The 19,784-nt window shown below is 64.4% G+C and carries 22 protein-coding genes; 8 read left to right on the plus strand and 14 right to left on the minus strand.

Features of this window, described 5'->3' with window-relative positions; translation table 11 throughout:
- Window positions 1-21 precede the first annotated feature (21 nt).
- Window positions 22-585 (minus strand): dihydrofolate reductase family protein, encoded by a 564-nt coding sequence (locus BLT92_RS08010; RefSeq protein ID WP_092104691.1) that lies wholly within the window; start codon window positions 583-585, stop codon window positions 22-24.
- 197 nt (window positions 586-782) lie between these two features.
- Here BLT92_RS08010 and BLT92_RS08015 point away from each other — a divergent pair, with 197 nt between their 5' ends.
- Window positions 783-1,805: an aldo/keto reductase gene (locus BLT92_RS08015; RefSeq protein WP_092104692.1), complete on the plus strand. Its 1,023-nt coding sequence runs from the start codon at window positions 783-785 to the stop codon at window positions 1,803-1,805.
- Between the two features lie 9 nt (window positions 1,806-1,814).
- Here the strand turns inward: BLT92_RS08015 and BLT92_RS08020 are convergent, their stop codons facing one another.
- The 4 genes from BLT92_RS08020 to BLT92_RS08035 form a co-directional block, all read right to left on the minus strand.
- Window positions 1,815-2,849: a helix-turn-helix domain-containing protein gene (locus BLT92_RS08020; RefSeq protein ID WP_092104694.1), complete on the minus strand. Its 1,035-nt coding sequence runs from the start codon at window positions 2,847-2,849 to the stop codon at window positions 1,815-1,817.
- A gap of 60 nt (window positions 2,850-2,909) precedes the next feature.
- Entirely contained in the window at window positions 2,910-4,091 is a 1,182-nt protein-coding gene (locus tag BLT92_RS08025; protein WP_092104696.1) for a methyl acetate hydrolase AcmB, read from the minus strand.
- Window positions 4,092-4,106: 15 nt separating this feature from the next.
- Window positions 4,107-5,066, minus strand: a complete 960-nt coding sequence (locus tag BLT92_RS08030; protein WP_092104698.1) for an alpha/beta hydrolase — start codon at window positions 5,064-5,066, stop codon at window positions 4,107-4,109.
- A gap of 103 nt (window positions 5,067-5,169) precedes the next feature.
- Entirely contained in the window at window positions 5,170-6,480 is a 1,311-nt protein-coding gene (locus tag BLT92_RS08035; protein WP_092104700.1) for an Nramp family divalent metal transporter, read from the minus strand.
- A gap of 223 nt (window positions 6,481-6,703) precedes the next feature.
- On the opposite strand from BLT92_RS08035, the gene arr reads away from it, so the two are divergent.
- The 4 genes from arr to BLT92_RS08050 all read left to right on the plus strand — a co-directional run bounded on the left by arr (window position 6,704) and on the right by BLT92_RS08050 (window position 8,830).
- Window positions 6,704-7,114: an NAD(+)--rifampin ADP-ribosyltransferase gene (arr, locus tag BLT92_RS08040; RefSeq protein ID WP_092104702.1), complete on the plus strand. Its 411-nt coding sequence runs from the start codon at window positions 6,704-6,706 to the stop codon at window positions 7,112-7,114.
- Between the two features lie 79 nt (window positions 7,115-7,193).
- Entirely contained in the window at window positions 7,194-7,364 is a 171-nt protein-coding gene (locus BLT92_RS20600) for a hypothetical protein (RefSeq protein ID WP_009882174.1), read from the plus strand.
- Between the two features lie 12 nt (window positions 7,365-7,376).
- Complete coding sequence (locus BLT92_RS20605) at window positions 7,377-7,577, plus strand: RidA family protein (protein WP_172802573.1); 201 nt, start codon at window positions 7,377-7,379, stop codon at window positions 7,575-7,577.
- Between the two features lie 77 nt (window positions 7,578-7,654).
- A complete protein-coding gene (locus tag BLT92_RS08050; RefSeq protein WP_231939087.1) occupies window positions 7,655-8,830 on the plus strand; it encodes an MFS transporter in 1,176 nt (391 codons plus the stop codon).
- A gap of 25 nt (window positions 8,831-8,855) precedes the next feature.
- Here BLT92_RS08050 and ltaE read toward each other — a convergent pair whose 3' ends face one another.
- From ltaE to BLT92_RS08080, 6 genes are all read right to left on the minus strand, one after another.
- Window positions 8,856-9,884 (minus strand): low-specificity L-threonine aldolase, encoded by a 1,029-nt coding sequence (ltaE, locus tag BLT92_RS08055; RefSeq protein ID WP_092104706.1) that lies wholly within the window; start codon window positions 9,882-9,884, stop codon window positions 8,856-8,858.
- A gap of 22 nt (window positions 9,885-9,906) precedes the next feature.
- Window positions 9,907-10,389 (minus strand): carboxymuconolactone decarboxylase family protein, encoded by a 483-nt coding sequence (locus tag BLT92_RS08060; RefSeq protein ID WP_092104708.1) that lies wholly within the window; start codon window positions 10,387-10,389, stop codon window positions 9,907-9,909.
- A gap of 3 nt (window positions 10,390-10,392) precedes the next feature.
- On the minus strand, window positions 10,393-10,761 hold the full coding sequence (locus tag BLT92_RS08065) for a GNAT family N-acetyltransferase (RefSeq protein WP_092104710.1): 369 nt from the start codon (window positions 10,759-10,761) through the stop codon (window positions 10,393-10,395).
- Between the two features lie 55 nt (window positions 10,762-10,816).
- Window positions 10,817-11,860 (minus strand): pirin family protein, encoded by a 1,044-nt coding sequence (locus BLT92_RS08070; protein ID WP_092104712.1) that lies wholly within the window; start codon window positions 11,858-11,860, stop codon window positions 10,817-10,819.
- Between the two features lie 149 nt (window positions 11,861-12,009).
- Entirely contained in the window at window positions 12,010-12,384 is a 375-nt protein-coding gene (locus tag BLT92_RS08075; protein ID WP_092104714.1) for a GNAT family N-acetyltransferase, read from the minus strand.
- A gap of 22 nt (window positions 12,385-12,406) precedes the next feature.
- Window positions 12,407-14,776: an MMPL family transporter gene (locus tag BLT92_RS08080; protein WP_092104716.1), complete on the minus strand. Its 2,370-nt coding sequence runs from the start codon at window positions 14,774-14,776 to the stop codon at window positions 12,407-12,409.
- Window positions 14,777-14,860: 84 nt separating this feature from the next.
- Between BLT92_RS08080 and BLT92_RS08085 the strand changes: the two genes are divergently transcribed.
- Entirely contained in the window at window positions 14,861-15,310 is a 450-nt protein-coding gene (locus BLT92_RS08085; RefSeq protein ID WP_092104717.1) for a hypothetical protein, read from the plus strand.
- Between the two features lies 1 nt (window position 15,311).
- Window positions 15,312-15,773: a PadR family transcriptional regulator gene (locus tag BLT92_RS08090; RefSeq protein ID WP_231939088.1), complete on the plus strand. Its 462-nt coding sequence runs from the start codon at window positions 15,312-15,314 to the stop codon at window positions 15,771-15,773.
- Here BLT92_RS08090 and BLT92_RS08095 read toward each other — a convergent pair.
- From BLT92_RS08095 to BLT92_RS08105, 3 genes are all read right to left on the minus strand, one after another.
- Complete coding sequence (locus BLT92_RS08095; protein WP_092104719.1) at window positions 15,703-17,193, minus strand: PepSY-associated TM helix domain-containing protein; 1,491 nt, start codon at window positions 17,191-17,193, stop codon at window positions 15,703-15,705. The genes BLT92_RS08090 and BLT92_RS08095 overlap by 71 nt on opposite strands.
- A gap of 100 nt (window positions 17,194-17,293) precedes the next feature.
- Window positions 17,294-17,965, minus strand: a complete 672-nt coding sequence (locus BLT92_RS08100) for a hypothetical protein (protein WP_092108978.1) — start codon at window positions 17,963-17,965, stop codon at window positions 17,294-17,296.
- 58 nt (window positions 17,966-18,023) lie between these two features.
- Entirely contained in the window at window positions 18,024-18,971 is a 948-nt protein-coding gene (locus BLT92_RS08105) for a ketopantoate reductase family protein (protein WP_092104720.1), read from the minus strand.
- A gap of 132 nt (window positions 18,972-19,103) precedes the next feature.
- Between BLT92_RS08105 and BLT92_RS08110 the strand changes: the two genes are divergently transcribed.
- A complete protein-coding gene (locus BLT92_RS08110) occupies window positions 19,104-19,778 on the plus strand; it encodes a TetR/AcrR family transcriptional regulator (RefSeq protein ID WP_092104722.1) in 675 nt (224 codons plus the stop codon).
- Window positions 19,779-19,784: the final 6 nt, after the last annotated feature.

The following is a 19,784-nucleotide window of genomic DNA, read 5'->3' on the forward strand; positions in this document are numbered from 1 at the left end:
ATGCTTCCCGATCAGACCGTCCTACTCGGACGCGTGAGGCGTTGGTCCGCCCACGACGCGGTAGGTGGTCTGGACCATCCCGCCGTCGAGGACTGTGGTGCGCACGTGCTCGAGATCGACGTCTCCGCCAAGTGACCCGAACAGTGACGGCCCATCGCCGATGAGCACAGGTACCTGGGAGAGCGTGAGCTCGTCGACAAGCTTGGCGGCAAGGAACCACCGGACGGTCGCCCCACCGTCGACGTAGACGCGCCGACGACCATCCCGCTGCAATGCGTCAATGGCCTCCTCAGGCGAGCGGTCCACGATGATGCGAGAGTCTGCGTCTGTGGCGAGGCTCGTACTGATGACATGGATCGGGCGATCAAGGTAGGGCCAGTCTTCGAAGGAAGCGATGGCCTCGTAGGTCTTCCGGCCCATCACCACCGCGTCAACCGACTCCATGAACGGAGTGAAACCCGCATCCCCGGCGGCTGCGCCACGGCTGGTCAGCCACTCCAGGTCCCCGTCCGGCCGCGCGATGCGGCCATCGACACTCAACCCAAGAAAGACGACGGCACGGAGGGACTGCTGCGACGCGGACATAGGTCCAAGTATCCCAACTGCAAGCGACGACATTCAAGGAAAAACCGAGAGCTTTCAGGCACCGCTATCGGAGGCTCGCAATGAGTTTCTCCCATACCCCCTTTACTGAGAGTGCACTCACAGCCGTAGGTTTGCATCTACGACACAACAACGGCACTCAACCCCACCCGCACCACCGCCTCAGAAGGAGACCCATCATGACCACCACCCACCTCGGCGACCTCGCTGTCTCCCCCATCGGCTTCGGCTGCATGGCCCTGTCCCACGTCTACGGTGGCACCACCGATGACGCTGCCCGCGCCACTTTGGGTGCAGCTGTCGACGCCGGCATCACCTTCCTCGACACCTCCGACGTTTACGGCAAACCTCGCGAGGGCGCCACAGGTCCGGCCGGAACCAACGAGGAGATGCTCGCACCGTTCCTGGCCAAGCGCCGTGACGAGGTTCAATTGGCTACGAAGTTCGGCATCACAGCGCCTCGTGATGGGACGGATACCTCGGCCAAACGCACCGATGGACGCCCGGAATATGCTCGCTCAGCCTGCGATGCATCGTTGGCCCGCCTCGGCGTGGACACGATCGATCTCTACTACCACCATCGCCCGGATCCCGATGTTCCGATCGAGGACACCGTCGGCGCCATGGCCGAGCTGGTCGAGGCGGGCAAAATCCGCCACATCGGCCTCTCGGAGGTCACCTCCGAGGAGCTGCGGCGAGCGCACGCGGTCCACCCGATCGCCGCTCTCCAGTCCGAGTGGAGCCTATGGTCTCGCGACGTCGAGGACCGTGTCGTTCCTGCCTGTGCCGAGCTCGGGGTCGGCTTCGTGCCCTACAGCCCCCTGGGCCGCGGCTTCCTCACCGGCACGCTGACCAAGGAGCAGGTCGCCGGCGACTTCCGCGGCGGCACTTCCCGCATGGGCGAGGCGTGGGATGCCAATCAGAAGATCGTCGAGATCGTCGCCGAGGTGGCTCGACGTCACGACGCCACCAACGCTCAGGTCGCACTGGCCTGGCTCCTCCACCGCGCCGCCCAGATGGGAGTCTCCGCCGTTCCGATTCCCGGCTCGCGCAAACCCGAGCGTGCGCTGGAGAACCTTGGGGCCGTGGATCTGCGTCTCGACGCCGATGACATGACTCAGCTCGATTCCATCCGGTCATTGGTCGAGGGCAGCCGTAACATCGTCAACAATCCGACGTGGATCAGCTCCGGGAGGGAGTAGTGCCAGCCTTCAGCCCACAGGCCCGGGAAGTTCGAGGACGTGGGAGTTGCGCAGCCGCCACCTGAGCACGCTGATGCCCAACCGGGTTCTGTTGTACCCGGTGAGCGGGTCGTAGCCGAGGCAGCGAGCGAGCTGCTCGACTCTGCCCTGCACGGTGCTGTGATGGAGACCGAGGTCTCTGGCCGCCTGCCTGATCGTCGGTGCCTCGAGGACAACACGCACCGTCGACTCCGCCCACGGTGCTTCCATGATCTCGTCGATGCGGGCGGCATCGGGGTCGACAGCGTCGGGCGATTCGGCGAGCAGTTCGACGAGGCCGCCGAAGTTCTCCGCGCGCACGAGGCCCTCCTCGGGAGGACGGCTGAGACGCAGTGCCACCACGGCGGCGCGCAGCGAACGGGGCAGGTCGCCGATCAAGCCGACGGGGCCAAGGCCAGCCGGTGTCACGGCGATGTTCTCAGCTTGGTCGGCGACGATGAGGACCTGCAGGGCGCCGTACTCGCTGGCGACGACATCGGTGGGACCGGCGGGACGTCTGTCGAAGACGGCAAACAACGGAGCGACGAGCACCCGGTACCCGTGTCCGGCCACGAGTCCGAGCCGAACCGCCGCGGCAACCCGCTCCTCGGTGGGCGCGGTGGTGTCCAATGCGAGCGCCACGTCCCGCGGAGTCTCCAGCTGCTGTCGTTCGAATCCGAACCTCACCCCGATGGCCAGGCCGAACCGTTCGAGGATGAGGTCGTCGTTCGGCAGGGCTTGCCCCTCTCTCTCGAGCCAGACCTCGGAGGCATCCGGCAGGACCAGTGCGCTCACCTCGGCGGGGCGGGCACCCGCGCCCGGGCTCCCTGACGGATCGATGCGCAGCTGTCTGCTCCTGTCGCCGTTGCGAAACCCTGCCGGGCAGCCGGCAAGGGCCGCGGCGGCCGCGGCGAGGGCACGGGAATTGACCTCGCCGACCATGAGTTCGTCGAAGCAGGCGATGACGCGCAGGCCAAGACTCGCCTGGGGGTCCAGGTTGGCTATGCGACCCAACAGTTCCTGCACGTCATCGCCTCCTTGCGGGTGTTCGTCTCATCGCGGAGTCGATTCGCACCGCGATGCGAATCAGCCCTTCAGAGCATCGTAGACCGCTGTCTCCATCTCGAGATACCCCCCGACGGATTCGGGGTCTGCGAAGGGGAAGATCTGTGTGGCCCAGTACCCGCCGATCTTGTTCTGTCGGTCGAACCAGTAGTAGAGGTTGGCAAGACCCGCCCATGCGGCGGCGCCGGCCGGGCGTCCGGTCGGGGCGTCCTCCTCGTTGATCATGAACGTGTATCCCCAGGTTTTCGGCATGCCGGGGAAGAATTCCGCATCGTTGGACAAGCTCGGGATGACTCCGGGCAGCAGTTTCACCCGAAGATCGCCGAGGTGGTTCTGCGTGGCCATGTCCACCGTTTCGGGGCGGAGGACGACGGTTCCGTCGTCGGCTGCTCCGTCGTTGAGCCACATCCTGATGAACTTCAGGTAGTCATCGACGGTCGAGAAGAGTCCGTGGCCGCCCATCTCCACCTCCGGTTCGGGCAGCATGAAGTCGGTCGCCGCGAGTTCGCCGTCGGTGCGCTGGTGCATCGTGGCCTGCCGCTCCTGCATCGACGCGGTCGGACGGAAGGTGCTGTCGTCCATGCCCAGCGGTTCGAGGACTCGGGTGCGCATCGCCTCACCCAGAGTCTTTCCGGTGATGCCTTCGATGACCTGGCCGGCCCAATCCATGTTCGACCCGTACTCCCACTGGGTGCCGGGATCGAACAGCAGCGGAGTCTCCAACGCCTTCCTGGTGGCGGTGACGATGCTCGGCTGGCCGTGTTCGCGGGCGAGTCGTTCGTACTTCTCGTTGAAGAAGTCGTAGCCGAAGCCGGCGGTGTGCAGCAGCAGCTGCTTGGTCGTCGGTTCGCTTGCCGGAGCCCGCAGAATCGGGGAGCCATCGACGTCGAAGCCCTCGATGACCTGCACATCGGCCAGGCCGGGGGCATATTCGCGGGCCGGTGCGTCGAGGTCGAGGTCGCCCGACTCCACCAGCTGCAGTGCCACGGTGCCGGTCAGGGCCTTCGTCGTGGAGAAGATCATGAACACGGAGTCCGTGGTCATCGGCTGCGGATCGTCGAGGGAGCGGACTCCTGCAGCAGTGAGACTGATGGTCTCCTTGTCGGTGGTGACTCCGGCGACGACGCCGGGGACCCCGCCGCTCTCGACCTTCTCTGAGGCCACACGAGCAACGGCATCATTGACAGCTCGGTTCTGGGACATGGTTGTGCCTTTCGGTCAGTCGGCCAGGACCTTCTCGATCCAGGCCATTCGGGTGCTGATCATTCCTTGCGCAAGGTGTGTATGGGCGGCGAAGATGTCGAAGGCGTGGAAGCCTCCGGGCCACACGTGCAGCTCCGCTTCGCTGGCGTCGTTCCAGAGGGCCGAGGCGTAGGCGACGGCTTCGTCCCGGAAGATCTCAGCCGAGCCCACGTCGATGTACGCGGGCGGCAGATCGGTGAGGTCGTTGGCACGCGATGGTGCGATGTAGGGCGAGACCGCCTCGGTGCGGAAGTCATCGCCGAGCATCGCCTGCCATCCGGTTTCGTTGCTCACCCGGTCCCAGACGCCGATGCCGTCGAACTGATGGGTCGACGGTGTGATGCCGCGGTCGTCGAGCATCGGGTAGATGAGCAGTTGGCCCTTGAGCTTCGGTCCGCTCCGGTCGCGGGCCGCCAGCGCCATTCCGGCGGCCAGTCCCCCTCCGGAGCTGGCTCCGGCGACGATGAGTCGGTCGAGGTCGACCCCGAGACGCTCGGCATTCTCAGCCGTCCACTCCAGGCTGGCGTACATGTCCTCACGGGCGTAGGGATCCTGGAATTCGGGGGCGAGGCGGTATTCGGGACTGATGAGGATGGCCCCGATGCGCTCGACCCAGTCGAGGTTGAGTCCGAGTGCGCTGAAGCGGTCACCGAACATCAGTCCACCGGAATGGGCGTAGACGATCGTGGGGCGGCGCCCCGTGTCACCCGCGCGCCTGAAGACCGACACGGTGATCGCCTCGCCATGGTGTCCGATCACCTGATGTTCTGAATGTTCGACACTGCGCCCCTTGAGAGTCTCCGCGAGAGGCTCGGACGCATAGGAGATGCGCATGAAATCGATGAGAGACGGGGTGATGGTCGGCGGGAAGACCCCACCGACGACGGACAGACTCGCGGCAAGTTCCGCGTCGAATCGTGACCGTCGTCGTGTCATGTCTCTAAGTATGCAGACTCCGACTCGGTGCCGCTACCGCCACGACAACGCGATTACCGATCCTTCACCCGCCAATTGTCGGGTTGGGTTTCCCAGCCTCGCCTCAGCCCAGTAGCCCCATCACCGACTCCTTGACCTGGAGGACGGCGAGGAAGCCGAACAGCAGGAAGCAGATCGTCAGCAGCACATTCGACACCTCCTTGTTCCGCAGCGCCGCCGGCACCGATGAACGGTTGAGGATGACGAGGAGCGCGATCGCGAGCACGGGCAGGATGAAGGCGCTGATCGCGGCGTAGACGAGGACCAGGGTGACCGGTTTGCCCAGGCCCATGATGACCAGAGTCGCGATGGAGAGGTAGACGATTGTGCCACGGAACTCGACCGACTTCGCCGACATCTCGTGTTCGGGCTTGTCCTGATACGGGAAGCGGCGCAGCACCCGAATGCAGTCGGCGGTGACATAGGCGATGCCGGAGAACCCGCCGAGCACACTGGTGTAGACCACAGCGAGGAAGCTGATGAGGAAGACGATGCGACCCGGTTCGCCGATGCGGGTGACCAGACTGTCGGCAATGGCGAAAAGCGAGCCGTTGTCGGCGATCGTGAACCCCTGCCCATAGAGGATGAAGGCACCAACGGCACTCATCGCCACGGCGAAGACGAACACCAGTGCATAGCTGATGAACAGGTCGATGCGCACGACGGGTTTCCATTCGGCGTCGCGCCAGGACTTCTCGCGGATCCAGAATGAGTAGGCCAGTATTCCAGTGGCCCCGCCGACGCCGCCGATGAGTGACATGACGGTGATGATCGACCCGTTCGGGAAGGTCGGGGCGATGGTCTCGACGGCCACGGCTTGCGCTTCCTGCCCTTGGAACACGGAGATCGCGAGGGCGAGGATGCCGAAGAACATGATGACGCCGAACCCGATCATCGCCTTCTCCACCAGCCCATAGCGTCCGATGCCGACGAGGATCGCAGCCGAGAGCAGGACGACGACAGCGGTCGGCCAGAACGGCAGGACGGGGAAGAGCGCCTGCAGAATGTTCGTCGTCACGGCGATGACCCCGGCGCCGAAGAAGAGGCCGACGAGCAGTTCGGCGATGAGGAACAACGTCGGAAAGAGTCGACCGCCGAATGAGGTCAGGTGCGACAGCAGAGAGCGGTCACCGCTCATCTGGAGCCGGGAGACCGCTTCGGAGAGCACGAACTTGAGGATGATGCCGACGGTGAAGACCCAGATGAGTGCGAGCCCGTACTCGGCCCCGGAATTCATCGTCGTGATCATGTCCGAGGCTCCGACGCTGGCCAGGGCCAGGACGATGCCCGGTCCAATCAGCCGCAGTCGTCCGGTCAATGTTGCCGGCGCCGAGGTGGTGGCGCCCTTCGTCTGCGGTGTGATCTCGGCGGACATAGGCGGGGTGGGGCTCCTTCACGTGTGTTCGTCGACGACGGCACTGGCGTCGTTCGCACGGACGTCGTTCGCTCAGGTGAGTATGGCCGATTTGTGAGATTCCCACGGTCTGGTCTCAGTACCCGGGAAGCCACCCTGCAGCAATGTCGGAGATGCCTGCTTGAGTTCATTCTATCGTTTGGGCCTGGGCTCCGTTGGCAGATTCCGTCTGTATATTCGACGCATGACTGACGCACTCGACAATGGACCGTTCTTCCATGGCACCAAGGCGCAGCTGGAGGCCGGTGATCTCCTGACAGCGGGGTTCAATTCGAACTACCACCCCGAGGTCGTCATGAACCACATCTATTTCACTGCCCTGCCCGATGGCGCCGGACTCGCCGCGGAGCTCGTCGCCCTCAATGAGACCCCTCATGTCTACGAGGTTGAGCCGACCGGGGAGTTTGAGAACGACCCCAACGTCACCGACAAGAAGTTCCCGGGAAACCCCACCCGCTCCTACCGAAGCACTGCACCCTTGCGAATTCTTCGTGAGGTCACCGATTGGAAGCGACTGACCCCAGAGGAACTCCAGACCTGGCGCGACAACCTCGCCAAGCTTGCCCAGGACAAGACTGCCGAGATCATCAACTGAACCGAATCCCTCGCCCGACCATCCAGTATTTTGCCGCAACCATCACGGCCGACGGCACAACAGGAAGGAAAACGACGGAATGCCCCAACGCGTCAGCATCAATCCGCCTGGAATCAGTCACGAGAATCCGATACCCGCCGCCAGCCGCATCGGTCCGTTCCTCGCCTCCGGCGTGCTCACCGGCAAAGATCCCGAGACCGGGGACCTGCCAAGCGACCTGGCCGCTCAGGTGGCCAATGTCTTCACCTAGGTCCGCGGCGTCATGGACATGGCCGGTGGCAGCACCGACGACATCCTCAAACTCACCGTCCACCTCGTCGACTACCGTGATCGGGCTGCGTTGAACGAGGAATGGGAGGCAATGTTCCCCGAACCTCAGAGTCGGCCGGCTCGTCAGGTGATGGCGGCCCAACTGGATCGCGGTGCCCTGATCCAGGCCGACCTGCTGGCAGTCCTGCAGTAACCAGCAGGCTCTCGCGCTGTTTCTCGCCACGCGAGCAGTCCCGACGGCCTCCTCTGCCCGGAGTACAGTGATCCATCGTGAGTGTTGCCGCTGTTCCACATGGTCCGACGCGTCCCCCGTTTCCCGTCTCCGTGGCGGCGTTCGTCAGCAGCTTCGATCGTTTCGCCATCAGCCCCCTCGTCGTGCTCGTCGCCCACGACCTCGGTGCGACTCTCGCCGAGGCGCTGACGATCGCCAGTGCCTACTTCCTGGCGTACGGCATCAGTCAGCCGGTGTGGGGAGTGCTCTCCGACCGCCTCGGGCGCGTCCGGCTGATGAAGGCAACACTTCTTGCCGCAGCCGTGGCGGGAATGGTCGCGACCTTTGCCCCGAATCTGACGATCCTCGTCATTGCCCGAGCCTTGTCAGGTGCATTCTACGGAGCCGTCGTCCCCACCTCGATGACCTATGTCGGGGACACAGTCGCCGAGGCGCATCGGCAGCCCGCATTGACCGATCTCATGGCAGCGATCGCCGTCGGAACCGCCAGTGCCACAGCTCTGGCCGGAGTCCTCGCGCACTTCGCCGACTGGCGAATCGTCTTCGCCATCCCCGCTGTCCTCGCGATCGTCTGCGCCCTCGGACTTCGCAGACTGCCGGAACCACCACGTGAGGAGCAAGGCGGAGTCCTCGCGGCCATCCGAGCCGCGATCACTCATCGGTGGGTTCTCATCGTCATCACCTTGGCTTTCATCGAAGGTGCTGTAGTCCTCGGCGTGCTGACGCTGCTCGCACCGGCCCTGCAGTCACAGGGCATCGGCGCGGCCATCGCCGGCCTTGCCACCGCTGCTTACGGGGTCGGCGTCATCATCACCACCCGCATGGTCAAGGCCCTCAGTCGCCGTCTGAGCATGCCGCGGCTCATCGCCATCGGCGGTACCGCCACGGTGATCGCCTTCGGACTTCTCACCATCCATCTGTCGACGCTGACGGTCATCATCGCAGCACTGCTGCTGGGAACGACCTGGTCCTTCCATCATTCCTCGCTGCAGACCTGGGCCACCGGGGTCCTGCCGCAGGCACGCGGAACCGTGGTGTCACTCTTCGCCGGATTCCTCTTCGCCGGCAGCGCACTGGGCACTGCAGTCGGCGGATCCCTCGGCGAGGACAATCGCTGGACGCTGCTGTTCGCGATCACCGGCATCGTGGCGCTCGCCCTGACACTGATCATCGTGTTCAGTCGTCGCGTCTACGACGGACCGCAGAGGAACTGAGTCGCGAACCTCCAGACTGCCGTGGTCACCGTCCGAAGAACTCCTTGCACGCTCGCCGGACACGCTCAATCGCCTCGTCGTCAATATCCAGGTGCGTGACCCAGCGCAGCTTCCCGTGTGCACTGCCGGTGATGATGTCACGGTCGGCGAAGAAAGTGGAGAAGGCGTCCATATCGACGCCGTCCGGGGACAGGAAGACCATGTTCGTGCGTGCCTCGCCTGCCCCCAGCTCGGGGAAGTCCGCGAAGATCTCAGCCAGTCGTTTCGCCCGGTCGTGGTCTTCACGCATGCGGTCCACATTGCGCTCGAGCGCAAAGATGCCGGCCGCGGCGAGGACTCCAGTCTGGCGCATGCCCCCGCCCAGAGTCTTGCGGATGCGCTTGGCCCGCCCGACCAGTTCCTTCGACCCGACGAGCAGCGCACCCACAGGGGCGCCGAGGCCCTTCGACAGGCACAGCGAGACCGAGTCGAACCGGTCAGCGATCGCCGAAGGATCAGCGCCGGTGGCAACGGCTGCGTTCATGACCCGTGCCCCGTCGAGGTGCGTCGCCAGACCGTGGCTGCGCGCCAGCTCTGTCGCACCCTCGATGTAGTCGGCAGGCAGCGGCAGCCCGTTGAAGGTGTTCTCCAGCGTCAGCAGCCGGGTGATCGGATTGTGGAAATCATCGGGTTTGATCGCCGAGGTGATCGCATCGAGATCGATGATCCCATCGGGCTCGTTGGGCAACGGCTGCGGCTGGACCGATCCCAGCACCGCCGCTCCCCCGCCCTCATCGCGATAGGCGTGTGCGGTCTGACCGACGATATATTCGTCACCGCGCCCGCAGTGGGCCATGAGCCCGGCGAGGTTGGCCTGCGTGGCCGATGGGAAGAAGAGGGCCGCTTCCATGCCCAAACGTTCGGCGGCCATCGATTCGAGCCGATTGGTCGTCGGATCTTCGTCGTAGACGGCATCGCCCACCTCGGCGTCGGCCATGGCCTTGCGCATTCCGGCGGAAGGTCGGGTGACAGTGTCGGAACGGAAATCGCCGTGGGGCATCACTGTGTCGTTCATGCGATCAACGTATCTCACGAGCTCAGCTGGTCTCTGTGCGCGGGCGCGCAACCGGGTGGTTGCTGGCGATTGAGATGCGGTTGAACGCGTTGATCAGCGTCACCGTCCATTCGACCGCAGAGATCTGTTCAGCGGACAGGTACTCGCCGGCCTCGGTGGCGAGCGCATCGCGATCGGCTGCCTTGTCGATGATCGTCAGCGTCTCCGCCAGCAGCAGCGCAGAACGTTCCTGGTCGTCGAAGACCTCGGCCTCACGCCAGGTTGGCAGCAGGTCGAGTTTGAGTTCCTCGACACCGGCTTTCCGGGCCGCCGGCGCGTGGATGCTCAAGCAGGTACGACAGCCGTTGATCTGCGAAACCCTGACGTTGACCAATTCGAGGAGTCCATCGCTCAGGCCCTCAGCGCGGGCAACTTTCCGTGAGGCGGCCGCTGCCTGAATCATGGCCTTGTAGACCTCGGGGTGAACCTTGTCGATGTAGGGACGGTTGACGTTGGCGCGTGACACTCTTCAGGCCTCCCGTTTGATGAGGTCGATGTCGGCACCGGTGGCCTTGCGGAATTGTCCGCCGCGGGCCAGATAGTCGTCACCGGTCTGCTGGAGCTTCGTGACGAACAGCGGGCACACCGGCACCACTGTCACGCCGTGCTCACGACTGCCTTCCAAGGACTGGGCGACCAGCACCCTGGACAGGCCGCGCCCGCCGAAGGCCTCATCGACCTCGGTGTGATGGAAGATCCGCTCCCCGTCGGCTCCGGTGAGGTAGAAGGCGCGACCGGCGTCCGTGCCGGCGGCGTCCCTGATGACGTAGGCGCCGCGGGCTTCATCGTGTTCGACGGTGACGGTCTCGCCGGTTTTGTCCTTGAGTTCTTCACTCATTGCTGAGGCTCCTTGTTCTCGGGTTCGGGCTTCACAAAGGCTCTGGGGGTTCGGGTCAGGATTGGACGTGCGGGGGCGGGTTTCTGCGCGCTTTGATGCGAACGTCGGGCAACCTCGGCGCGGGGAGCCTGGACATGCCCTCGGCGTTGCGACCGGGACCGCCCTTGCCGACGTATCCGTCGACGGCCCCGAAACGCTCGCCTTCGGCCTGCCATTCCTCGCGGTATCGGGCGATCTCCTCATGGGTGCGGCCGATGAAGTTCCACCACATGAGGATCTCTTCGTCGAAGGGTTCGCCGCCGATGATCACGATGCGGGCATCGGCCTCGGCGCGGTTGCTGATGCGCATCTCGGACAGGCCCACACCGGTGTAGCCGAGGGCATTTGTGGGCAGGGGGACGTCTTCGACGGTGATGTCGCCGGAGTCGACGAGGACTCCGTGTTCGAAGCTCTCATTCACTGGCAGGTCGAGCGTGGCACCGGGTCGCAGGCGCACCTCGGCGCCCATGAGCGGGGAATAGGTGGCAACGGGTGAGCGCGTCCCCCACAGCTCGCCGAGGAAGACGAGCATCTCACCACCGTCGAAGGAGGTGACCTCGGGGGCGAAGTGCTCGAAGTCCCTGGCATCCTTGTGGCGCACGGAATCGGGCAGGACCACCCACAGTTGGACGCCGTGCAGTGCCGTGGTGTCCTCGGTCGAGACCTCTGAGTGACAGATTCCGCGGCCAGAGGTCATGAGGTTGACCTCCCCGGGTAGGACCATGCCTGCGTTGCCACCGGAGTCGATATGTTCGACGGTGCCCTCGAAGAGCCAGCTCACCGTCTGCAGGCCCGTGTGCGGGTGCGGGGCGACATCCATGCCGCCCGAGGTCGAGACATCGTCGGGGCCGTAGTGGTCGACGAAGCACCAGGGGCCGATGAGCGAACGCTGGCGCTGCGGCAGGGTCCTGCGCACGGTCATGGCACGCGGTCCGCCCAAGGGAACATCGCGGGCCGTGAGGATCTCGACCGGGGCCCTGCCCTCCTGAGCGCAGTCGGGTCCCGGAAGCCCTCTGGGGCCGCAGACGACCTCTTCCGGCTTCGTCTCCACGTTGCTCATATCGACCCCCACCCTCGCATTCACGATCGGGACACACGTCGAGGCGCAGCGTCCCAGCTCAGACACCGCCAGTCTTGCACATTGTGCTCGGAATGCCAGCGGGGGTCAGGTTGCCGGGGCGGTTGGGCCGAAGCCGCGCAGAGGAGGATTCAGATGTTCTGCTTGACGAATTCGACGTCGGCCTCGGTGGCCCAGCGGTACCGGCCTCCGATGGCGAGGAAGTCGTTGCCATGCTCTTTCAGTCGCTCGGCGAACAGCGGACAGACCGGCACTATTGTGACCATTGTGTCGCTGCTGGTTTTGAGCGCATGGGAGACAAGGATCTTCGCCAGGCCTCGTCCCGAGAATTCGCTGCCGACTTCCGTGTGATACATGATCCTCTCGGTCCCCGGACCGGGACCGGCGAGGTAGTGGGCTCGTCCGGCCACCTCCCCGGAGTCGTCCCTGACCACGAACGCCGAGTTCTGTTCGTCGTGTTCCACGCTTACCTTGGCACCGGTGGAATCCTGCACTGTTTCGGACATGCTCCAGCCTCCTCGAACTACGTCACTTCCATTGTGCACGTCTGGAGCCGGTCTGCCCATCCCTTGTGGTTCGAACGTCGAGCGGAATCCGCTTCCGCCACGGCCACCAGACGTTCCGGCCGATGTCGTGGACGAGTGCCGGGACGACGAGTGAGCGCACGAGGATGGCGTCGAGGAGGACGCCGAAGGTGACGATGAAGGCCAGTTGGAACAGGAACATCACCGGGATGACGGCGAGTGCCGCGAAGGTCGCCGCGAGCACGATCCCCGCCGAGGTGATGACCCCGCCCGTGGCCACCAGCCCTTCCAGCACCCCCTTGCGGGTACCGACCCGCAAGGACTCCTCCCGCACACGCGACATGAGGAAGATGTTGTAGTCGATGCCCAGCGCGACGAGGAAGACGAATGCGTACAGGGGCACCGAGGGATCGGCACCGGGGAAGCCGATGACGTGGTTGAAGACCAGCGCGGAGACTCCCAGCGCCGTGCCGAAGGACAGCACCGTCAGGGCCACGAGCAGCAGCGGGGCGACGAGCGAGCGCAGCAGCAGGATGAGCACGATGGTGATGACGACGAGGATGAGCGGGATCGCCAAGGCCCGGTCCGCCTCGGCGGTGGTGTTCGTATCGAGGTCGACCGCGGTCTCCCCGCCGACCAGGGCCTCGGAGTCGGCCTCGTGGACGACGTCGCGGATGCTCGTGACCGTATCCTCCGCAGCGAGGGAGTCCGCGGGGTCGGTCAGTGTCGCTTCGAGGAGAACCTGACCGTCGACCTCGGTAGGTGCCGGGGGTGAAGGTGGAGGCGTCGAGGTCGAGTCGGGTGCGCCCTGGCCCTGCGGTGCTTGACCTTGCGGTGCCTGCAGCTGCCCGTCATCGTCGATGGCGATCGTCCCGCTGGGTGACTCTTCGGCGACGACGGTCATCGATTCGACCCCGCCGAGGCTGCCGACCGCCTTCGCCGCATCCTCGAGCTGGTCTTTCGCCACCACGATCTGTGTGGGTGAGCCGGATCCGCCCGGGAAATGCTCGGACAGCACATCTTGGCCATCACGGGCCTCGGAGTCGCCGAGGACGAAGTCGCTCTGCGCGATGCCCGAGGCCTTGAACTGGGGGAACGCGATGAGCGGGAGGGCAAGGAGGACGACGAGACCGATCCAGATGATGCGCGGACGCTTAGCGACCACCTCGGCGATGCGAGTCCACAGACCTTTCTTCGCTGGTGCGGAGCTGGTTGTGCGCACCTGCGGGCGGAAGGGCCAGAACACGGCCCGGCCGATGACCATCAGAGCCGCGGGCAGGAATGTCAGCGCCGCGAGCATCGCCACCAGAATGCCGATCGCCGCCACCGGGCCGAGCGCACGAGTCGAGGCCAGGTCGGTCAGCAGCAGAACCAGAAGACCGGCGATCACGGTCCCACCAGAGGCCGCGATCGGCTCGACGACGCCCTTGAACGCAGCCAGTCCGGCTCTGACTCGATCCCGTTCGGTCAGCAGCGCATCACGGAAGCGGGCGACCACAAGGAGGGAGTAGTCAGTGGTGGCGCCGACGACCAGGATGAACAGAATGCCCTGAACTTGGCCGTTGATGAGCAGGATTCCCGCATCCGCGAGGTGCCAGATGACGAAGATCGAGGCCGAGAGCGCCGCCACCGAGGTGAACAGAACGATGACCGGCAGCAGAGGCGAACGGTAGACGATGATGAGGATGACGAAGACCGCGATGAGCGCGACGAGCAGGAGTATGCCGTCGATGCCCGCGAACGCCGAGGTGAGATCCGCGGAGAATCCGCCCGGACCGGTGACGTACACATCCGCCGAGGTGGGCATGGAGTTGGCGTCGCCGGTGGGGCTGTCAGCGGCAGTCGCGATTGGGAATGTTCCAGCGATGATCGAGCGGATCTGCTCGACGTCATCGGCCGTGGTGTCTGTCGAGACCGGGAGGATGAGTTCGAGCGCATCGCCGTCCTCGGAGGGGATGACCGGCGAGGCGTCGGCTGCCAACAATCCCTCGTCGTCGAGTCTTTCGGCCAGGTCTTCGAGGTCAGTCGTACTGTCCTTGCTCAGCCCGTCCTTGTCTTCGAGTACGACGATGGCCGGGACATAGTCGAGGTCACTGAACTGGTCGATGAGCGCCTGAGCCTTCGTGGACTCGGCCGATTCAGGCAGGAAGGAGGACCGGTCGTTCGTGGCGACCTCGGAGATCTTGCCGAAGTAGGGGCCACCGACTCCTGCAATGGCCACCCACGCGACCAAAAGGACGGCGAAGAGTGCGATGAGAGAGCGACGTGCGGGAATGGGTGCGCGCTGCTTCGTGGGCTGAGCCGAGTCGACGGGGATTTCGGATTCGGGCCGGTGCGGCTCCGGAGGGGTGCTCGTGAGCAGGTGGCGGGGCATGTTCTCAGAGTACGCCAGTAGTCGACCTCGGAAATTCCTCCGAAGCTCATCACTTGGGTATTGAACCATTGGTACAGTACCAGTATGGACACAACAGCACAGGCACCGCAGACAGCCAATGCCCGTTCTCTCCTACTGCCCTATACTCTGACGCTCATAGCCGCCATGATCATCATCCAGTTCGTCGTCGCACTGACCGGCGGTGCAGTGACGATCCTCGCCGGCGCCCTCACCGCGGTCGTCGCCATCGGCATTGCGGTATGGATCGTGATCAAACGCCGGAAGCTGCTGCATGTGCGGTTCGGACTCGTGATCGCCCATGTCATCGCCTATGTCGCAGTGACGACATCCTTCAACGCCCACGCCGTCGTCCGTGCAGTGGTCGCCGGCAGCGACAACGATGTCCAGGCAGTGGCGCACTCACTCCTCGGCTCCTCGTGGTTCGGAGCAACCTTGGTGATGAGTGCGGTTTGGGGCCTCGGACTGCTCATTCACCTCCTCGGCTCGGTGCTCGGCCGCGGCTGGGAGGACTGAGGTGGCATCGCAGCATGGCGACGCGACAGAGCCGCTCACTGAAAGCGAAGAGTGGCTGAGCCATAAGGTCGACAGCTGGGTCGAGACCTACAAGAAGTCAATGCTCACACCGGTCACACTGACCATCGTCGCCGAGCATCAGCCGATCGGAGTCGCCGCCATTGCTGAGAAAGTCACCGCTGCCACCGGCTGGCACGTGACCGAGCGCGGTCTTTACAGGACCCTCAAACGGCTGCAGGATTCTGGGCTCCTGGCCAGTGCCGATACCAGCGCCCCGAGGACGGGAGCGAAACGGAAGGACCTCTCGCTCACGCCTCTCGGGACGCGGTATCTTGCCGGGATCGCGGAGAATCTCGTGGACTTGCCGGGTGGTGTTCCCGGCAAGGAGTGTACTACCTCGCCTGCCGCCCCCTCGCCCATAGAGCCAGCACCCCATCAACAACAAGGAATCCCAGCACACTGATCCCCACCATCGGCAGGAATACCCCGATCGCCACAGCCGAAAGCACAACCGCAGCCACCGACCACCAATGTGCGTTGGCCAGCGCACCACGAACAGGCGTGACGCCGAAGTTCCGGCTCGGATCGTGCTTCGGTCGGCGCTGCCACCACATCACATAGCCCCACACGACCATCGACGCGATCCCAATTGCTAGGCCGACGAGCACGATCTGGCTGGCCAGACCGAACATCGTTCCCATGTGCAGGTCGACGCCCCACCGCGCCAGCTTCGAGGCAAACCCGTAGTCGGAGAAGTCGACACGATCGGTGATCTCCATGGTCTCGGCATCGATCGCCAGGGCATCGATCTCCGTGGGGAAGCTGCGCTGGATCTCCTGGACCACCCAGGCCGAATCATCATCGGCCGGCGGCAGGATCTCAACGAGGCCAGTGTTGACGTTGATGTCGCGTGCCATAGCCAGGGTCATGTCGAAGTCCGCGGGATCGACTCCGGAAGTATCCGACGCATCCGTGCCACCATGACCCGCGTGGCCTTCGTGCCCGGTGTGCCCCTCATGTCCAGCGTGACCGCCGACGTCCGACTCCCCCGCCGAACCACCGCCGGACTCGGCGGAGCCTCCACCCAGTTCCGTCGAGACCGCTGGCGTCGACCAATCCAGTGCCGCTCGCAGCTTCGTCACATTGTCTCCGCCTAGCTGGGACCAGGTGATGCCGGTTGCTGACAGGAACAGCATCCCGATCGCGGCCCACACCCCCACCGAGGCGTGCCAGGAGAATGTGCGGCGCAGCCCCTTGTGCTTCATCGACGGCCGCAGCAGCGCAGTGGCCTTCCTTGCCCGCCGGGCGCGCATTACCCACAGGCACAGTCCGGCGACCGCGATGATGCCCAGCCAAGACGCGGCGATTTCGCTGTAGTACCGCCCGAAATTGCCGAGGTGGAGGCTGCCGTGCAGCTGATCGACCCAGGTTCGCAAGGGCAGGGATCCCGAGGTTCCGTACACGGTCAGGTCCCCCTTCACCTCGGCGGTGGTGGGGTCGATGAAGATCGCCCGGGATTCGCTCTCGCCCAGGTTCGGGTCATCGAACATCACCCGGGTCGTGGCGCCGGGTTTCGGTGCCGGGCGCACCGCGCTGATGGCCTCCGCTCCCCCGGTGTAGGTCGTGGCGGCCGTGACCTGGTTAGCCAGCGGCAGGGCGGGGCCCGTCGCCGAGGTGGTCAGTTCATCCGCGTAGACGACCTTTTCGATCTGCGGGCTGATTGCGTACAGGGCGCCGCTGAGTGCGGCGATGAGAATGAAGGGACCGACGAAGATCCCTGTGTAGAAGTGGAGTCGGCGCAGGAGTTGGCCGAGCCAACTGGTGCCGCGCGGTCGCGGATGGTCCTGCCGGTTTTCGGGCAGGGATGACAGAGGTGTGGTCATGGTGAAGCTTTCTGTGAAGAGCGCTCGGCGAACCTGAAATTTAGTCAGGCGAGCGCGCGCCAGCGGATTTCCGCCGACGCTGAGGTCAAAGATGGTGGGGTCAGAAAGCTGCCACGGGTGGTCCTCTGGTGAGGACAGGAGAACGGAGAACACCGAGGTAGCGAGGGAGAATTCGGGCGACGCCGAGGTGGGGCTTCGGTCCGTTCGGAACCGGCATCGGTCGAACCGCAGTGGGCAGGAGCGCGTGGATGACGAGTCGGAGGAAACTGCCGATCTTCGCCGGCAGCGCTTCCGACCAATAGATCATGGCGATTGTGAGGACAGCGGCGACGAGGTGTGCCGACAGCATTCCCGGTGACGCGTGCGCATGCATGCTGGCCCCGGCATCTGACGCGAAGACGGATCCGGACATGGCCTTCGGACCCGAATGGTGCATCGCATGTCGCTCAAGTGCGTTCGCAGGACTGTGGCTCCCAGTCATCGGAGCAAAGACTGAGAAGAGCAGGTGGAAGAGCGACTGGCTGACCAGCACAGACAGGGACAGTCTGGGCAAGGAAAGTCTGCGACCGGCGAGCAGAACGCAGACCAGCATCGACAGTACCAAGGGCACCACGACGCCCATGGTTGAAGGCAGCGCGCCGCCGCCGATCATGTGGGAGGCCAGTGCCACGAACGTGGCGAAGACAGCGGCCGCGATTCCCCGCAGAGAACGCTGGTGCCTCAGTCCACGCTGGTACTGCGGCGCATGCAGGTCCTCCGGCTCCGAGCTCACAGGGAACATTCTCACACAATCGGCGGGCCCACCTCGGCGATGGCGGATTTGCTGGAAATCACCGGAACGCCGACTCGTTGGCTTCCAGTCGAGGAACCGCGACTCCGAGGCGACGGGCGTCGGCGAGGACATCGCGAGGGTAATCTGCCTGCGCCTTGTAGTTGTTGTGTCCGGTGTTCTGGGCCTGGGTCATGATGAAGGTGAACAGGTTGTCGCCGGTCAGCAGCTTCTGCATAGCGAAACCGATGACGCTGGCGGGGATGAATCTTGCTGCTGCTGCGCCGAACCGTGAGGTCCCGCCTTTCGCTGTGAGGACGGGGATCATCTCTCGGATGAGACGGACGACTTCTTTCAGTGCGGGGCGCGATCGGACGAGTGCGTCGAAGCTTCCCATCCGCAGCCATCCGACCATGATTCCGGCGTCGAGGATGAAGTGGAACCAGAGCCAGCTGCGGAAGTCTGCGATGTCGGAGATTGAGAATTCGGCGTCCGTGAAGAGTTCACGGACGACGCGGTGCCGGTCGGTGCGGCTCGACCCGTCGATATCGCCGAGGAAGATGCTTTTGACGAATCCACCGTGCAGGGTGCTGACGTCAAAGCCACCTCCGCCACCAGGGTATCCCCACGTGACCTGCTCGCGGGGCAGCCGCGAGATGGCAGCGGCAGGGTCGGCCCAGACGTTGTTGAAGATGAGGATTGTGGCTCGGCCGACTCGGGGTTGGAGGAAGTCGACTGCGCTGTCCAGCTGGTCGTGGTTGACGCTGACGATGATGAGGTCGTAGTCGTGGTCCGGTTCGAGGTCCTCTCGCAGCGTGATGGGCCAATTCTCCTGAACCGGCTTCCCTTTACTAGAGGCACGGCCGTCCCTGATGTCCACGTCGACCGAGGAGCCGAAGTCGGCGGCACGTCCGGGGCGCACATAGAAGTCGACCTCGTTCCCTGCCTTCTCCAGGGCCCATCCGTACAGTGTCGAAATGACTCCGCGGCCGAACATCAGAATCTTCATGTCTGCGTCTCTTCTCTGCGCCGTTCGGCGCTCGTCAACTATCCACAATATGTGGAAGGTGGTTTCCACTTACATGTAGATTAAGCAGTGATTCCATCGCCGCATTCCGTTTTTCCGGAAGTGAGAGAAGAAATGGCCGAAACGACTCAGATCGAAACTCAACAAGTGCCCGCGCAGAAGCTGCGTGCGGATGCCGCCGACAACAGGGCACGTATTCTCACGGTGGCTCGGGAACTCTTCGCCGAACGCGGCATCGATGTGCCAATGACGGCGATCGCTCGCCGAGCAGGGGTGGGCGCGGCAACCTTGTTCCGACGCTTCCCCGACCGCCGGTCCCTGATCACCGAGGTGTTCGCCACCCAGCTCACTCATTGCGAAGCGGTCCTCACCAAGGCTGCGGCCGATCCTGACCCGTGGCGCGGATTCTGCTCATTCGTCAAAGCTCTCGGCCGGATGCAGATCGAGGACCGTGGGTTCACCGAGGCGTTTCTCTCGGCATTTACCGAGGGTCAAGGAATCGATGAGAAGCGCATGCATGCGGAAGCCGTCTTCGCCGACCTGGTGGAACGTGCTCAGAAGGCAGGTAGGCTCCGACCTGACTTCGACCCCAGCGATCTCATGCTGATCTTCCTAGCCAACGGCGGCGTCAGCGAGGCTCCGCCCGAGCATGCCCAGGACCTTTCGCGACGACTCATCGCGTACCTGGTCCAGTCGTTCGAGTCACAGGGTTCCCCAGCCACTCGGTCGTTGCCGACCCCGAGCCGCATGGGGCTGGGCGAAGTGTTCACAGCGGCTCAGTCGCACTAGCCGCGG

The sequence above is a fragment of the Brevibacterium picturae genome, from assembly GCF_900105045.1.
GTDB lineage: Bacteria > Actinomycetota > Actinomycetes > Actinomycetales > Brevibacteriaceae > Brevibacterium > Brevibacterium picturae.